Genomic DNA, 15,387 nt, shown 5'->3' on the forward strand with positions numbered 1-15,387 from the left:
CGTCATGGCTGAGATCGTCGAGGTCGCCGACCTCGCGGACCCGCGGCTCGCGGACTTCCGCGACCTGCGTGACGTCGACCTGCGCGTCTCGCTCGAGGCGGAGCACGGCCTCTTCCTGGCCGAGGGCGCCAAGGTCGTACGCCGTGCGGCCGAGGCCGGCTTCACCCCGCGCGCGTTCCTGCTCCAGCCGAAGTGGGTCGACGGGCTGGCCGACGTGCTCGTTGCGACCGACGCGCCCTGCTTCGTGCTGCCCGAGCGGGAGATCGAGCAGGTCACGGGGTTCCACCTGCACCGCGGCGCGCTGGCGTCGTTCGAGCGCAAGCCGCTGCCGGACCTCGCCTCGCTGGTCGGCCGCCCGGGGCGGCTGCGGATCGCCGTCCTCGAGGACCTCGTCGACCACGGCAACGTGGGGCTGATCTTCCGCAACGCGGCCGCGCTCGGCGTCGACGCGGTCGTGCTCACCGAGCGCGCCGCGGACCCGCTCTACCGCCGCGCCAGCAAGACGAGCATGGGCAACGTCTACGCGATGCCCTGGACGAGGGTCCGCGGCATGGAGGACATCCTGCGCGTGCTCCGCGAGCACGACGTCGTGCCGGTGGCACTCACGCTGGCCGACGACGCGATCACGCTCGACGAGCTCGCCGCGATGCAGCACGAGCGCCTCGCCTTCGTCTTCGGCACCGAGGGCGCCGGCGTGCACCCGAAGACAGAGGCCCAGGTCGACCACCGGGTCCTGATCCCGATGGAGCCCGGCGTCGACTCGCTCAACGTCGCCGCTGCCACCGCGGTGACCTTCTACGCCACGCGTTGACGTCCTGAACTTCCTCCCACGGGCGGACGCCACGCCCGGTTCGCGCTCGCTAGGGTGCGTCGCATGACGAAGAAGGTCGCACTGGTCACCGGCGGTTCGAGCGGCATCGGCGAGTCCGCCGTGGTCGAGCTCCTCGGCAAGGGCTTCACCGTGTACGCCGCGGCGCGGCGTACGGAGCGGATGGCGGGTCTCGGGGAGAAGGGCGCGCACGTCGTGGCGCTCGACGTCACCGACGACGCCTCGATGGTCGCCTGCGTCGACCGGATCATCGCCGAGCAGGGGCGGATCGATGTGCTCGTCAACAACGCCGGCTACGGCTCCTACGGTGCGGTCGAGGACGTCCCGATCGAGGAGGCGAAGCGACAGTTCGAGGTCAACGTCTTCGGCCTCGCACGGCTGTCCCAGCTGGTCCTGCCGCACATGCGGGCCCAGAGGTCTGGCCGGATCATCAACATCTCCAGCATCGGCGCGCGCCTCTACGAGCCGTTCGGTGCGTGGTACCACGCGACGAAGTTCGCAGTGGAGGGGCTCAGCTTCTCGATGCGGCTCGAGGTCGCGCCCTTCGGCGTCTCCGTCTCGTGCGTCGCGCCCGCGGGGGTCGTCACCGAGTGGAACACCATCTCGCGTGACTCCCTGCTCGAGACCTCCGGCGGCACCGCCTACGGGCCTTGGGCCCGACGGGCCTTCAAGGTGCTCGAGACCGCCGACGGCCCCGCGATGTCGTGCACGCCGGATGTCGTCGGCCGGAAGATTGCCAAGGTGGCCACCGCGAAGCGGCCGAAGGCCGTCTACCCGGTCGGCAAGGGCGCGCACCTGGTCCGCGGCTCGTTCGACGTGATGCCCAAGGGCGTCACCGACCTCATGCTCGGCCAGGTCTACGGCACCGGCCGCAAGGGCTGATCAGGAGGCCGATCAGGCCTCGTTGGCCGGCCAGGTGAGCGGGAACTCCTCGATCGCCTGCTCCATCTGCTTGCGCAGCTTCTTCTGGGCGCCGAAGGCGAGCCGGTCTCCGAAGACCGTGCCCTCGAGGTGGTCGGTCTCGTGCTGCAGGCATCGCGCCAGCAGTCCGTCGCCCTCGAAGTGCACCGGCTCGCCGTCGAGGCCGAAGCCGTCGACCGCGGCGTAGTCCGGGCGGCTGCACGGCACGAACGCGCCGGGGTAGGAGAGGCAGCCCTCGTCGCCCTTGTCGAGCTTGCGCGCCTTGCCCGTCGGGACGGTCACCACGGGGTTGCAGACCACGCCGGCGACGTGCTGGCCGGTGGCGTCGGGGCAGTCGAAGACGAAGACGGCGAGGTCCTCGCCGATCTGGTTCGCCGCGAGGCCGACGCCCTCCGCGGCGTACATCGTCGCGACCATGTCGGCCACGAGCGCCCGCAGCGACTCGTCGTACGCCGTGACGCGCTGCAGCGCGCGATGCATGACGGGCTCGCCCCAGCGCGTGATCGGGCGGACCGTGCCGCCGGTGGGCAGTGGTCCGTGGGGCGTGAGCGGGGGAGTGGCGGCGTCGGACATGCCCCGAATCCTAGTGGTCCCGAAGTGTGGCGCGCGTCTCTGTAGCGCAGTGTGTAACTGAGAGTTACAGTTGCTCGCATGTCCCAGAACACTGTCTCGCGGGCAGGCGGCAAGTACGGCCTGTCCAGCAAGGAGAAGCGCGACCCGATGGGTATCGCGATCCTCGCCCTCAACAAGCTCGGTCAGAGCCCCCTCCTCGACAAGCTGAAGATGCGCAAGCAGGCGGAGGAGATCATCTTCCAGAGCACGCGTGGCGGCTTCAAGGTCGCTGCTGCGGCCAGCCGCACCTTCTCCCGCAAGGGCAAGAAGGGCGCCCCGGGCACCACGGTGCCCAAGGCGCAGGCGAAGGGCCTCTTCGACCTGACCCCGACCGAGGACGAGCAGATGCTCGTCGACGTCGTGTCGGAGTTCGCCGCCGAGGCGGTCCGCCCGGTTGCCGCGGAGGCCAACGAGGCCGCCGCGACGCCGCAGGACGTCCTCGCCGCGACGCTCGAGATCGGCCTGCCGATCCTCGGCGTCTCCGCCGAGCTCGGTGGCATCGCCGAGGAGCGCTCCGCCGTGGCCGGCACGCTGGTGCACGAGGCGCTCTCCAAGGGCGACATGGGCATCGCCGTCGCCGCGCTCGCGCCCGGCGCCGTCGCCACCGCCCTGTCGCTGTGGGGCACCGACGAGCAGCAGAAGACCTACCTGCCGGAGTTCACCGAGGCGGCCAACGTCCCGGCCGCCGCGCTGGCGCTCACCGAGCCGGCCGTCCTCTTCGACGTCTTCCAGCCCTCCACCACGGCCGTCCGCCAGGGCGACAAGCTGGTCCTCAACGGCGTGAAGTCGTTCGTGCCGCGTGGTGCCGAGGCCGAGCTCTTCATCATCGGCGCGTCGCTCGAGGGCAAGAACGTCCTCGTCCTCGTCGAGGCGAGCACTGACGGCATCCGCATCGAGGCCGACCCCGCGATGGGCCTCAAGGCAGCCAGCCTGACCAAGGTCCACCTGCGCGACGTCACCGTCGACGCCGACGCGATCCTCGGTGCGACCGACGGCTCGACGTACACCGAGGCCGTGCGCTACTCGCGCCTGGCGTGGTGCGCGCTCGCCCTCGGCACCGGCCAGGCCGTGCTCGACTACGTCGTGCCGTACGTCAAGACGCGCGAGGCGTTCGGCGAGCCGATCGCCCACCGCCAGGCGGTCGCGTTCATGGTCGCCAACATCGCGATCGAGCTCCAGGCGATGCGCCTGGTCACCTACAAGGCCGCGAGCCGCATCGCCCGCGGCGTCGACGCCAGCCGCGAGGTCGCCCTCGCCCGCAAGATCTGTGCCGACAAGGGCATGCAGATCGGCCTCGACGGCGTCCAGCTGCTCGGTGGCCACGGCTTCACCAAGGAGCACCCGGTCGAGCGGTGGTACCGCGACCTGCGGGCCATCGGCATCCTGGAAGGAGGCGTCCTCGTCTGAGCCCCGGCTCAGATGAAGGAGAAACAGCCATGATCTATCTCGAGACCCCCAAGAAGCACCGCGCGCTCGTCGACCAGGTCCACCAGGTCGCGATGAACATGCTGCGCCCGGTGTCGCGCAAGTACGACCTCGCCGAGCACGAGTACCCCAAGGAGCTCGACATGCTGGCGGCCATGGCCGACGGCCTGGACCAGTCGGGTGCCTCCGAGGGCGCCGGCGCCACCGGCGTACGCCGCAGCGCGGACGACGACACGTCCAACAAGAACGGCTCCAACATGGCCTCCGCCCTCTCCGTCCTGGAGATGTGCTGGGGCGACACGGGCCTGACCCTCGCCATGCCGCGCCAGGGCCTGGGCAACTCCGCCATCGCCTCCGTCGCGACGGACGCTCAGCTGGAGAAGTTCAAGGGCACCTGGGCGTCGATGGCGATCACCGAGCCGTCGTTCGGCTCGGACTCGTCCGCGATCACCACGACCGCGAAGAAGGACGGCGACGCCTACGTCCTCAACGGCGAGAAGATCTTCGTCACCTCGGGTGAGCGCTCCGACTCGATCGTCGTCTGGGCGACGCTCGACAAGTCGCTCGGCAAGGCCGCGATCAAGTCGTTCGTCGTCACCAAGGACATGCCGGGCGTGAAGGTGGAGCGGCTCGAGCACAAGCTCGGCATCCGCGCCTCCGACACCGCCGTCATCACCTTCACCGACGTCCGTGTCCCGGCGGAGAACCTCCTGGGCAACCCGGAGATCAACGTCCAGGAGGGCTTCGCCGGTGCGATGGCGACCTTCGACAACACGCGTCCGCTGGTCGCCGCGATGGCGGTCGGCTGCGCGCGGGCGTCGCTCGACCTGACCCGCGACCTGCTCGCGCAGGCCGGCGTCGAGATCGACTACGACAAGGCGGCCACCCTGCAGCACGCCGCCGCCGCGAAGTTCCTCCAGCTCGAGGCGGACTGGGAGGCGGCGCACCTGCTGACCCTCCAGGCGGCCTGGATGGCGGACAACAAGAAGCCCAACTCGCTCGAGGCCTCGATGTCCAAGGCGAAGGCGGGTCGCGTCGGCTCCGACGTCACGCTCTCGTGCGTCGAGCTCTGCGCGGGCATCGGCTACTCCGAGGCCGAGCTCCTCGAGAAGTGGGCGCGCGACTCCAAGATCCTCGACATCTTCGAGGGCACCCAGCAGATCCAGCAGCTGATCGTGGCGCGCCGGGTCCTGGGCCTGTCGAGCTCCGAGCTCAAGTGAGTCCTGCCTGACGCACGCGCGACGGCCCGTCCCCGAGGGGGACGGGCCGTCGTCGCGTTGCGGGGCTGGGCTCCGCGGTCAGGCGAGCAGGAAGCGCGGCTTGCGCCAGTGCCGCCGTTCGTACGCCGCGAGCACGGCCTCGGCGGTCTCCTCGACGCGGTCGTGGGGGAGCAGGGCGATCGCGGAGCCGCCGAAGCCGCCCCCGGTCATCCGGGCGCCGAGGGCGCCGTGGGCGAGCGCGGTGTCGACGGCGGTGTCGAGCTGCTCGCAGGAGACCGCGAAGTCATCGCGCAGCGACTCGTGGCTGGACGTCATCAGTGCGCCGGCCTCGGCCCACTCGCCGGTGGCGATCGCCTGGGCGAACTCCTCGACGCGACGGTTCTCGGTGACGACGTGGCGCGCGAGCGGGAGCCAGGGACCGTGCGCGGTCACCAGGTCGGCCTCGTCGACGTCGCGGAGGGTGCCCACGCCGAGTGCCTTGGCCGCCGTCTCGCAGTCCGCCCGCCGGGTGGCGTACTGACCGTCGGAGAGCTCGTGTGGCGCGCAGGTGTCGATGACGAGGAGCGCGAGGTCGGGCGGCGCCCAGCCGACCGGGGTGCGGCTGCCGTCGGCGAAGTCGAGCAGCAGCGCCTCGCCCGGGGTGGCCAGGAGCGCAACGGTCTGGTCCATGCCGCCGGTCGGCGCACCGGCGCGCTCGTGCTCGGCACGGATCGTCGCGCGCAGCAGCACCTCGGGGTCGATCGGACCGACGAGCGCCGCGAGGGCCATCGCGACGGCACAGGAGAGCGCGGCGGAGGACGAGAGCCCCGCGCCGACGGGCACGGAGGAGGCGACCGCGATGTCCACGCCGGGCACGTCGACGCCCTCCTCGCGCAGTGCCCACACCACGCCCGCGGAGTACGCCGCCCACCCGCTCGCCTTCGCCGGGTCGCCGGCGAACGCACCGGGTGCGAGCGTGCTCACCGCGCGGACGAGGTGGTCGCGACGCCGCGCCACGACGGCATACGTCGCGTGGCGGAGCGCCAGCGGGAGGCAGAGGCCGCCGTTGTAGTCGGTGTGCTCGCCGATCAGGTTGACCCGGCCGGAGGCGCGCCCGGCGGCCACCGGGACGGTGCCCAGCGCGGACTGGAGCAGCGTGGCGGCACGCTGGACGTGCTCGCCCGCCGAGCCGGGGTCGATCAGGTGCATGGGAGCACCTTGGCAGATGCACCCGTCAGAAATGCGGAGCGGCCCGCCACGAGTAGGTGGCGAGCCGCTCGGCGGGGACGAGCAGGGTCAGCAGGTGTGGTCGCCCGCGACGTTGCTGACGACCTTGCCGTCCTTGACGGTCAGCGTGCGGGGGCGGTCGGCCTTGGCGCCGACGCAGGCCTCGACGGTGCCGTTCTCGGAGGAGATGACGTCGACCGAGAACGGGATCTTCTTGTTCATGTACCGGCTGACGTAGACGGTCGCGTTGCGCAGCGCGGCGCCGTCGGAGACAGCCTCGAGGGCGGTGCGGTCCATGCCGGTGTCGGCGGTCATCGCCTGGCGTGCACCGAAGAACTCGGCGACCGTCACGGAGTCGTCGTCATCGGCGAGCTGACCCTTGGCGCCGAGGCCGACGGTCGCGAGGCTCGCCACCTTCTTCTGGGCCTCCGGGCTGAGCTTGGCCGTCGCGTCCTCGAAGAGCGCCCGGCCCTTCTCCCTGGCCTTCTCCTTGACGTGGTCCTTGACCTTGTCGGCAGCCTTGGAGGCGGCGTCGGAGGCCTTCTCCTTGGCCTGGGTGCCGACCGACGAGGCGGCGCTGGAGGCCGCGGACTTCGCCTTGTCGGCGGCGTCCTTCGCGTCGGAGCAGCCCACGAGGGAGGCGGCGAGGGCGGTGGCGGCGGCAGCAGCGGCGAGACGCTGGATGCGCATGGTGAGTCCTTCCGATTGGTGGAACCCCGAGAGGGGACATGCAGGAGTGACGCTGTCACAGCTAGGTTCAAGCCGTGACTCACGTCTCGGATATCGACACTACCCAGATCCTGCCGCGGGGTCTGACGCCCCTCATCGTGTCGGCAACGCGCGCCGAGGCGGCGTACGTGCCGGCGGGCCTCGAGGTCATCGTGACCGGCCTGGGCAAGACGGCGGCGGCGACTGCGACCGCCCAGGCGCTCGCCGGGCGTGACCTGACGCGCCTCGTCATCGTCAACATCGGCACGGCAGGCGCGCTGCGCGACGACGTCGTGGGGCTCCACGAGCCCGGCGTGGTGCTCAACCACGACATCAATGCCGAGGCGATCCGTGCGCTGGGCTACGACCCGCAGGAGCGCCTGGTCCTCGACGCGGCGCGATCGACCGTGCTCGCGACCGGCGACGTCTTCGTCACCGACCCGCTCATCCGTGCCCGTCTCGCCGAGCAGGCGCACCTCGTCGACATGGAGGGGTACGCCGTGGCCTACGTGGCCGCGCGCTTCGGCGTACCGCTGCGGATGGCGAAGCACGTCTCCGACAACGCCGACGAGGGCTCGTTCGACTGGCCCTCGATGGTTGCCCGGTCCGCCCGCGAGCTGGGTGCCTGGCTGGAGGCCGTGCTCGACTGAGGGCTAGCGCCGCTTGCCGCGCTTCGGCGCCGCCTTGCGGGCGGCCTGCTTCCGGGCAGGCTGGGCGCCACGCTTGGCCACGGTCTTCTTCGCGGGCTGCTGCGGCTTCTTCGCGACCTTCTTCTTCGGGGTGGCGGGCGTCGGCGTCTCGCGCGAGCTCTGTGCGGTGCGGCCCCGGACGATGCCCACGAAGGTCTCGAGGCGCGGGTCCTCGTCGTCCGCGCGCCAGGCGATGCCGACCGGGTGAAGCGGGCCGTCGGCCAGGGGCCGGGCCACGACGTCCTTGCGGTGGTGCAGTCGCGCGACCGACATCGGGAGGACGGCGACGCCGCCCTCGCTCGACGCGACGACCTCGACGGCGTCCCTCGCCGACATCGCGGGGTAGGGGAGCCGCTCGACCGTCGCGACCTCCGCCCACGCGGGCAGGTCGGCGGGATCGGTCACCAGCTGGTGGCCGGCCAGGTCGGCGACCGTGAGCTCCTCGTGGAGGCTCAGGTCGTCCTCCACGGAGACGACCACGACCGACAGCTCCTCGTAGAGGGGGATGACGTGGAGGCCGTCGCGCTCCACCGGCAGGCGCACGAAGGACATCGAGGCTCGTCCGTCGCGGAGGACGGCCAGCTGGTCGGCCACGTCGGTGATCGTCAGGTCGAGGGGAGCCTCCGGATAGCGCTCGCGCCACCGCTTCGACCACTTGTCCGGGGAGACGCCGGCGACGAACGCGACGCGAAAGGGCTCCTGCATGCGGTCAGGCTAGTGCTGTGACGTGGGAGGCATGCCCGGGTCGACTGTCCTGTGAGCCGGAACGCATGGGGCCGATGTGCATTGCTCCCGATGTTCCTGCTAAGTTTCTCTCGATCTCGCGCGGGTGGCGGAATAGGCAGACGCGCTAGCTTGAGGTGCTAGTCCACGTATAGTGGGTGGGGGTTCAAGTCCCCCCTCGCGCACGCGAAATCTCGAAGGCCCGAGACTGCAAAGTCTCGGGCCTTCGGTCATTTCTCCGCCGTGTCGTCGCGCGCTCCGTGGCCCGCACCGGGAGAGGATTCAGCAATGGCCCGGAGACGTCGCAGCAGCACCTCGTCGCGCGCGAAGTCGACGCCCCGCCCGCTTCCGTTCGTCGGCCCGGGGGAGCGGCTCTGGATCCTCGACGTCCCCTACGGCACCACGGTCGAGGGCGCCAGCTGGCACTCCGCCGTCAAGATGCACGTGTACGTCGGCCGCTCGCTGCCGGCGCACCTCGCGGCGTACCACCCGCGGGCGCACACGCTCGGCCGCTTCCTCGAGGACCTGCACAACGAGGGCGACCCCCTGCCGACGCCGGAGCCGACCGACCTCTTCGACCCGCGCCAGCTGCAGTACGAAGGCGCCGACGCGATCGCCAAGCGCGCGGCTGCCGGCGGGCGCCTCTTCCTCCTCGCCGACGAGCCGGGCGTCGGCAAGACCGTCACGGCCGTGCTGGGCGCGATCGCGGCAGCCGAGCTGCGGGGTGGCTCGCAGGTGCTCGTCGTCGCGGACCGCCCGGCTGCGATCACGATCGGCCACTGGTGCCGCACGATCGACGCGCTCGGTGACGCCGGCCTCACCTGGGTGGTCACCACCTGGGACCGGCTGGAGAAGGTCGCCCCCTACGCCTGGGACGTCGTCGTCGCCGACGAGGCCCACGCCCTGCGGCGTACGACGACGAAGCGGTGGAAGCAGTGGGTGAAGGTGTCGGGGCTCGCGAAGCCCCACGCCACCGCGCCGTTCGTCATCGCGACCACCGCGACGCCGGGCCACACCCCGCTCGAGCTGCCGTATCTGGCGCCGGGCTACGCCCAGGTCCACGACGAGCCGATGAGCGCCTGGCACAAGGCGACCGCGCCGGCGGAGGCGTTCGCCGACGCGCTGGAACGCCATGGCGTGGGTGTCGAGCCCGGGCGCTACGGGGCGTCCTGGACGACCGACCCCGAGCGCCGGCGCAGTGACCTCGAGCTCGTGCGCGGCTGGCTCGCCGACGCCGAGCCCGCCGCGATGCTCCACCGCGCCGCACCGTGGGGGCCGGTGCCGATCTCCGGGCTGCCCGTCGAGCTGACGCCGGCCGAGCGCGAGGCCTACGAGGCCGGCTGGGGCGAGTTCTGCCGCGAGATGGACCTCGCCCGCCGTGGCCGCAACTCCGCGAAGGGCCGGGCCGCGCTGTTGCGGTTCCGGCAGAAGGCGGGCCTGATCCGCGTCGACTCCACCGTGCAGTGGATCGCGCAGCAGGTCGAGAAGGAGCGGCAGGTGGCCTGCTCGGTGGAGTTCGTCGAGACCGCCGCCGACCCGATCGTCGAGAGGCTGCGCGATGCCGGGCTCGAGGTCGCCTGCATCTACGGGCGTGACCGCTTCGACACCGAGGCCGAGCGACTCCGCTTCCAGACGGGCAGGGCGAAGGTCGTCGTCTTCACAACCGTCGCCTCGATCAGCCTGCACGCGGGGGAGTCGCTCCCCGACGGAACGCAGGCGTCGACCGAGCCGCGCGTCGGCCTCTTCCACCAGGCCCGCTTCTCCGGCATCGCCGGGCGCCAGGTCACCGGGCGCACCCACCGTGACCACCAGGTCTCGCCGTGGCACATCGCGTGGGCTGAGGACACCGTCGAGGAGCAGGTCGGGCGGGCCATGGTCGAGCGCATCGCGGCGGCGTCCGACACGGTCGGTGGCGACACCGCCGGGCTCGCCGACGTGGCCGCGCTGCTCGGTGCCGACTGGCTGCCGGCGGCCTCCCTCACCGAGTAGCGGACGCGTCGCCGGACCGGCCACTCGACCGGCCACTCGACCGGGCGCCGGACTGGTGCGCCCGCACCCCGGCGTACGCCGTAGGCTTGTGCCCCGTGAAGACGTTCGAGGAGCTCTGGGCCGAGCTCAGTGAGAAGGCCCAGACCCGTCCTGAGGGGTCCGGCACCGTCAAGCAGCTCGACGCCGGCGTCCATGCGATCGGCAAGAAGCTGATCGAGGAGGCCGCCGAGTCCTGGATGGCCGCCCGCTTCGAGGGCAAGGAAGCGACCGCGCTCGAGATCAGCCAGCTGCTGTACCACGCGCAGGTCCTGATGCTCGCCTCCGGCCTGACGCTCGACGACGTCTACTCCCACCTCTGAGAGGTCCTCTCATGCTGCGCATCGCCGTCCCCAACAAGGGGTCGCTGTCCGAGTCTGCTTCCGCCGTCCTCCAGGAGTCCGGCTACCGGCAGCGCTCGCACACCAAGGAGCTCGCGCTCATCGACGCCGAGAACGGCGTCGAGTTCTTCTACCTGCGCCCGCGCGACATCGCGCTGTACGTCGCCGACGGCACGCTGGACGTCGGCATCACCGGCCGTGACCTGCTGCAGGACTCCGGTGCCAAGGCCGACGAGGTCCGCAGCCTCGGCTTCGGCCGCTCGAAGTTCCACTTCGCCGGTCCCGCCGGCAAGTACTCCGAGCTCGCCGAGCTCGAGGGCAAGCGCATCGCCACGTCGTACGTCGGAGTGGTGGAGGCGTTCCTCTCCGCCAAGGGCATCGACGCGACCGTCGTGCACCTCGACGGCGCGGTCGAGACCTCGATCCAGCTCGGTGTCGCCGACGTCATCGCCGACGTCGTGGAGACCGGCTCGACGCTGAAGGCCGCCGGCCTGGCGACGTTCGGCGAGGTGATCCTGGAGTCCGAGGCCGTGCTCATCACCCGCGAGGGCGCCGAGCTCGGCGAGGACTACGACGTCTTCCTGCGCCGCCTCGAGGGCGTCCTCGTCGCGCGCAGCTACGTGATGATGGACTACGACATCCGTGCCGACCAGGTCGAGGTCGCCACCGCGCTGACCCCGGGCCTGGAGTCGCCGACCGTCTCGCCGCTCCACCGCGAGGGCTGGGTCGCCGTCCGCGCGATGGTCCCGCGCAAGGGTGCTCAGAAGCTGATGGACGACCTCTACGGCATCGGCGCCCGGGCCATCCTGACCACCGACATCCACGCCTGCCGGCTCTGATGTCCGCGACGGGCCCCACCAGCGGCGCGGAGGGCGTGAGCCTGCCGAGGACCTGGCGCCCGTTCGGCGTCCGGGCTGCGGGGGGCATCTTCGGCCTCGCCCTGGTCATCGTCCTGGTCGCCGCCTGGATCTCGTTCCCGGCCTCGGTGCGGGAGCAGTTCACGCTGTGGCAGCGGATCACCACGATCGCCCTCTTCGGCGGCTTCCTCGCCGTCGAGTGGGGGCTCATGCGGTGCCGCGCCACGGCCACGAGCGACGGCCTGACCGTCGTCAACGGCTACCGGTCCCGCCGCTTCGAGTGGGCACAGATCGTCGCCGTCCGCATGCCGGCCGGCGCCCCGTGGCTCTCGCTCGACCTCGATGACGGCACCACCTGCGCCGTCATGGCGATCCAGGGCTCCGACGGCCTGCGCGCGAAGCGTGCCTACGTCGCGCTGAAGGCACTCGTCGGCTGACTCAGCTTCGCTGAGCGGCGCGCGCTGCCGGCAGGTCAGACCGCGCGGATTCCCCAGACGGCCGAGAAGGTGTCCTCGGGCTCGATGGTGACCAGGTCCTCGCCGGTGCGGAAGGCGTTGGCGTTGGCGGTCATCGGCTCGACCGCGAGCGAACGACGGGCGTGGCCGGCGACGTCGTCGGCGCTGTAGAGCTGGAGCCAGCGGTGCTGCTCGTCGACCCAGAGCAGGACGGCGCGGTCGGCCCGCAGGACCACCTCGGCGCGGCCGTCGCGGCCCCGCCGCAGGTCGGTGAAGGCGTCGTTGAACACGGTCTCCTTGACCGGGCGCCACACGCGGAAGTCGTAATCGGTGGCCTCGACGTCCTCGCTGCCGGCCGGCAGGAGCCGCTCGGGGTCGGCGAGCGCGCGGGTGCCGGCGGGAAGGAGCAGCTCGCAGTCCTCCAGCGGCGCGCCCACGGTGAGGTAGGGGTGCGCACCCGAGGCGTACGGCGCGGGGGCCTCGCTCAGGTTGGTCGCGCTCTGCGTGACGGTGAGCCCGTCGGCGCTGACGTCGTACTGGACGTGGAGGTCGAGCAGCCAGGGGTAGCCGCTCTGGGCCATCAGCCGGTAGGTCAGCGCGACGCTGGTGTCGGTGTGCTCGAGCACCGACCACGCGGCCCAGCGGGCCAGGCCGTGCGAGGCGTTGTTGCGCTTCGGCTCGGTGAGCGCGAGCTGGTAGTCGGCGCCGCCGAAGGAGTACTGCCCGTCCTCGAGGCGGTTCGGCCACGGCATCAGCAGCTGGCCGCGCCCCAGGCTCGCCATCTCGTCGTCGGCGAACCCGTCGATGAGGTCCTCGCCCTCGAACGTGAGCACGCGCAGCGCGGCCCCGCTCTCCGTGATGACGGCGCGGTAGCCACCGGCGCTGATCTCGAACTGCTCTCCCGACGGGCTGACCATGGAGTCAGCCTAGGGAAAAGTCGGCCCTTTCCGCGGGGGCGTCCACGGCGAAGTGCGCCGCCTCCGCGCGCTGCCACGCCTCCAGCCGCGCGCGGTACGCCGACGGGTCGGCCGCCGCGACGTCGTGGAGCAGCTCGTCGCGCCGGAGCGCGCGGTCCAGGCGGCCGGCTGCCCCGCCCGTCTCGCCGGAGAGCCAGACCAGCGTCGTGAGCAGGTCGGCGATGCGCCGGTGCCCGGCGCCCACGCCTTCGACGACGAGCAGGTCGACCGGGGTCACGCGGATCTCGTCACCGGGGGCGTCGGCCTCCCAGTCCCAGGTCGTGACCTCGCCCGGCCGGCCCTGCGCGAGAGGCCGGAGCAGTGCGTCGAGCGTGCCGCCGATGCCGGGCAGGCCGGACCAGCCGGCGTACAGGGTGTCCAAGGGGAGGATCCGCGCGCTGAGCGCCGGGGGAGCGGCCGCGAGGAGCCGCCGCGCCAGCGTGGACTTGCCGCTGCCGCTCGGGCCGTCGACGGCGATGAGCCGCCCGCTGCCGAGCGTGGGAGGGCGCGACAGGGCGAGGTCGATGATGTCTCGTGCGGTCGCGTCGCTCATGCCTTCCGAGAGTAGAGGTCTGCCCGAACCGTGGCGGACGCCGGCGATCGACCCGCGCCTCCTTCTCCGCGACATCTAGGCTGGGCGCATGGTCAACACCGGGCGCTTCGACGGCGCGAAGCTCATCGAGGCCAACTTCCCCGACGACGACGGCTCCCAGGCGCCGGATCTCGCGGCCGCGCTCACGTCGTACGCAGCGGCGGAGCCGGGTGCCTATGTCGAGGTGGTCCGTGCGCTGCAGCCGAGCCGCCTGCTGGTCCCGGTCGTCGCGCTGCTCGGCGAGGTCGAGTACGACGAGAACGGGCTGGCGCACGACAAGTCGAGTGACATGGCGACCGTGCTGATCCAGAACGCCGCGGGGGAGAAGGGGCTGCTCGCCTTCACCTCGACCGCGAGCCTCGCGGCATGGAACGCCGAGGCCCGCCCGGTGCCCGCGCCGGCTCCCGTCGCGGCCAACTCGGCGCTGCAGGAGGAGGCGGTCGCGTTGCTCGTCGACATCGCCGGACCGGTGCCGTTCACGCTGACCGGGGCAGACCTCAAGGGTGTCGCCGCCGGCTGGGAGCTGGTCCAGGTCGAGGGCGAGTGGGCCTGGGCGGCGCCGGCCGAATGAGCACCGGCCACGCCAGCCGACGCCGTCGCGCGGCACGATTCGGAGTGAGCGGGATCATCCGTTAGTCTTGTGCTCGACCGATCTGCGCCCGCGTGCTCGCACAACGACACAGGTCCACCAAGCGGAGGCTCAGGCTTCCCACCCGCATCGACCGCCACAGGTCGTCGGGTCCGGTCCCGCGGAAGCGGCGTACGACGTACGTCATTTTCTGCGAGAGGTGTGCTGCATCCGTGCGGGGCACCCGTCGACTGGCCTTCGCTTGCGAGCGGAGGCCTTTTTTCTTCCTCCGGGTCGGCCCAGCAGACAAGTCACCAGGAGGACACATCAGCACCGAGCTGCGCATCAACGACCGGATCCGGGTTCCCGAGGTCCGCCTCGTTGGACCCAATGGCGAGACGGTTGGCATCGTGCCCACGCACGAGGCTCTGAAGCTCGCTCAGGAAGCTGACCTCGACCTCGTCGAGATCGCGCCGATGGGCAAGCCCCCCGTCTGCAAGCTGATGGACTACGGCAAGTTCAAGTACGAGAACGCCCAGAAGGCGCGTGACGCTCGCCGTAACCAGACGAACGTGATCATCAAGGAGATGAAGCTTCGTCCCAAGATCGACGGTCACGACTACGAGACGAAGAAGGGCCACGTCGTCCGCTTCCTCAAGGCCGGCGACAAGGTCAAGATCACGATCATGTTCCGCGGTCGCGAGCAGCACCGTCCGGAGCTCGGCTACCGCCTGCTGCAGAAGCTGGCCGAGGACGTCGCGGAGCTCGGCTTCGTGGAGTCCAACCCGAAGCAGGACGGCCGCAACATGATCATGGTCCTCGGACCGAACAAGAAGAAGGCCGACGCGATCGTCGACGTGGAGGCGGAGAAGGCTGAGCGCATGGCCGCCCGCGCCGCCGACCAGGCCGCCGAGCAGGCCTCGCGCGACGCCACGAAGCCGACCGAGCCCAAGGTCCGCAAGGCCAAGCGCGCCAACGAGGCGCTCGACCCCGACATCGACCTCTGACGAGATCCCGCTCGTCACGCGACCAGTAGAGATAGAGAGCAAAGAGATGCCGAAGAACAAGACGCACTCCGGTGCCAGCAAGCGCTTCAAGGTGACCGGCTCCGGCAAGATCCTTCGGGAGAAGGCCGGCAAGCGCCACAACCTCGAGAAGAAGGCCTCCAAGGTCACCCGCCGCATGACCGGCACCGTGGAGCTGGCGAAGGCCGACAACGCCCGCGCCAAGAAGCTTCTCGGTCTCTGACCTTCCCTTTTT

18 protein-coding genes and 1 tRNA gene are annotated in these 15,387 nt (G+C 71.2%); 13 read left to right on the top strand and 6 right to left on the bottom strand.

The window, feature by feature from the left end:
- Positions 1 to 4: 4 nt before the first annotated feature.
- A complete protein-coding gene (locus IEX47_RS12895; RefSeq protein WP_188784407.1) occupies positions 5 to 811 on the top strand; it encodes a TrmH family RNA methyltransferase in 807 nt (268 codons plus the stop codon).
- Between the two features lie 63 nt (positions 812 to 874).
- Positions 875 to 1,711: an oxidoreductase gene (locus IEX47_RS12900; protein ID WP_188784408.1), complete on the top strand. Its 837-nt coding sequence runs from the start codon at positions 875 to 877 to the stop codon at positions 1,709 to 1,711.
- Positions 1,712 to 1,723: 12 nt separating this feature from the next.
- Here IEX47_RS12900 and def read toward each other — a convergent pair whose 3' ends face one another.
- Positions 1,724 to 2,323 carry a peptide deformylase gene (gene def, locus IEX47_RS12905; RefSeq protein ID WP_188784409.1) on the bottom strand — a complete coding sequence of 200 codons (600 nt, stop codon included), beginning with the start codon at positions 2,321 to 2,323 and terminating at the stop codon, positions 1,724 to 1,726.
- A 78-nt stretch (positions 2,324 to 2,401) separates the two neighbouring features.
- Here def and IEX47_RS12910 point away from each other — a divergent pair, with 78 nt between their 5' ends.
- Both IEX47_RS12910 and IEX47_RS12915 read left to right on the top strand, forming a co-directional pair.
- The gene (locus tag IEX47_RS12910; RefSeq protein ID WP_188784410.1) at positions 2,402 to 3,769 is read left to right on the top strand and encodes an acyl-CoA dehydrogenase family protein; all 1,368 of its coding nucleotides are present in this window, start codon (positions 2,402 to 2,404) and stop codon (positions 3,767 to 3,769) included.
- A gap of 29 nt (positions 3,770 to 3,798) precedes the next feature.
- Positions 3,799 to 5,007, top strand: coding sequence for an acyl-CoA dehydrogenase family protein (locus IEX47_RS12915; RefSeq protein WP_188784411.1), 1,209 nt, complete (start codon positions 3,799 to 3,801; stop codon positions 5,005 to 5,007).
- Positions 5,008 to 5,085: 78 nt separating this feature from the next.
- Here the strand turns inward: IEX47_RS12915 and galK are convergent, their stop codons facing one another.
- Positions 5,086 to 6,195, bottom strand: coding sequence for a galactokinase (galK, locus tag IEX47_RS12920; RefSeq protein ID WP_188784412.1), 1,110 nt, complete (start codon positions 6,193 to 6,195; stop codon positions 5,086 to 5,088).
- Positions 6,196 to 6,282: 87 nt separating this feature from the next.
- Entirely contained in the window at positions 6,283 to 6,903 is a 621-nt protein-coding gene (locus IEX47_RS12925) for a hypothetical protein (RefSeq protein ID WP_188784413.1), read from the bottom strand.
- Between the two features lie 74 nt (positions 6,904 to 6,977).
- Here IEX47_RS12925 and IEX47_RS12930 point away from each other — a divergent pair, with 74 nt between their 5' ends.
- On the top strand, positions 6,978 to 7,571 hold the full coding sequence (locus IEX47_RS12930) for a nucleosidase (protein WP_229662851.1): 594 nt from the start codon (positions 6,978 to 6,980) through the stop codon (positions 7,569 to 7,571).
- A 3-nt stretch (positions 7,572 to 7,574) separates the two neighbouring features.
- Here IEX47_RS12930 and IEX47_RS12935 read toward each other — a convergent pair whose 3' ends face one another.
- Entirely contained in the window at positions 7,575 to 8,315 is a 741-nt protein-coding gene (locus tag IEX47_RS12935) for a LysR substrate-binding domain-containing protein (RefSeq protein WP_188784414.1), read from the bottom strand.
- Between the two features lie 118 nt (positions 8,316 to 8,433).
- Here IEX47_RS12935 and IEX47_RS12940 point away from each other — a divergent pair.
- The 5 genes from IEX47_RS12940 to IEX47_RS12960 all read left to right on the top strand — a co-directional run bounded on the left by IEX47_RS12940 (position 8,434) and on the right by IEX47_RS12960 (position 11,993).
- Positions 8,434 to 8,518 (top strand) — tRNA-Leu (locus IEX47_RS12940).
- A 103-nt stretch (positions 8,519 to 8,621) separates the two neighbouring features.
- Complete coding sequence (locus IEX47_RS12945) at positions 8,622 to 10,322, top strand: DEAD/DEAH box helicase (RefSeq protein ID WP_229662852.1); 1,701 nt, start codon at positions 8,622 to 8,624, stop codon at positions 10,320 to 10,322.
- Between the two features lie 95 nt (positions 10,323 to 10,417).
- Positions 10,418 to 10,681 (top strand): phosphoribosyl-ATP diphosphatase, encoded by a 264-nt coding sequence (locus tag IEX47_RS12950; protein ID WP_188784415.1) that lies wholly within the window; start codon positions 10,418 to 10,420, stop codon positions 10,679 to 10,681.
- An 11-nt stretch (positions 10,682 to 10,692) separates the two neighbouring features.
- Positions 10,693 to 11,538 (top strand): ATP phosphoribosyltransferase, encoded by an 846-nt coding sequence (gene hisG, locus IEX47_RS12955; protein ID WP_188784416.1) that lies wholly within the window; start codon positions 10,693 to 10,695, stop codon positions 11,536 to 11,538.
- Positions 11,539 to 11,573: 35 nt separating this feature from the next.
- Complete coding sequence (locus IEX47_RS12960; protein ID WP_229662853.1) at positions 11,574 to 11,993, top strand: PH domain-containing protein; 420 nt, start codon at positions 11,574 to 11,576, stop codon at positions 11,991 to 11,993.
- A gap of 35 nt (positions 11,994 to 12,028) precedes the next feature.
- Here IEX47_RS12960 and IEX47_RS12965 read toward each other — a convergent pair whose 3' ends face one another.
- A complete protein-coding gene (locus IEX47_RS12965; protein WP_188784418.1) occupies positions 12,029 to 12,928 on the bottom strand; it encodes an aldose 1-epimerase family protein in 900 nt (299 codons plus the stop codon).
- A 4-nt stretch (positions 12,929 to 12,932) separates the two neighbouring features.
- On the bottom strand, positions 12,933 to 13,520 hold the full coding sequence (locus tag IEX47_RS12970) for a uridine kinase family protein (protein WP_229662854.1): 588 nt from the start codon (positions 13,518 to 13,520) through the stop codon (positions 12,933 to 12,935).
- 88 nt (positions 13,521 to 13,608) lie between these two features.
- On the opposite strand from IEX47_RS12970, the gene IEX47_RS12975 reads away from it, so the two are divergent.
- The 3 genes from IEX47_RS12975 to rpmI all read left to right on the top strand — a co-directional run bounded on the left by IEX47_RS12975 (position 13,609) and on the right by rpmI (position 15,375).
- Complete coding sequence (locus IEX47_RS12975) at positions 13,609 to 14,130, top strand: SseB family protein (RefSeq protein WP_188784419.1); 522 nt, start codon at positions 13,609 to 13,611, stop codon at positions 14,128 to 14,130.
- Positions 14,131 to 14,360: 230 nt separating this feature from the next.
- Positions 14,361 to 15,134: a translation initiation factor IF-3 gene (gene infC, locus IEX47_RS12980; protein ID WP_373289223.1), complete on the top strand. Its 774-nt coding sequence runs from the start codon at positions 14,361 to 14,363 to the stop codon at positions 15,132 to 15,134.
- A 46-nt stretch (positions 15,135 to 15,180) separates the two neighbouring features.
- The gene (gene rpmI, locus IEX47_RS12985; protein WP_107699752.1) at positions 15,181 to 15,375 is read left to right on the top strand and encodes a 50S ribosomal protein L35; all 195 of its coding nucleotides are present in this window, start codon (positions 15,181 to 15,183) and stop codon (positions 15,373 to 15,375) included.
- Positions 15,376 to 15,387: the final 12 nt, after the last annotated feature.

The organism is Nocardioides phosphati (assembly GCF_014646375.1).
GTDB lineage: Bacteria > Actinomycetota > Actinomycetes > Propionibacteriales > Nocardioidaceae > Nocardioides > Nocardioides phosphati.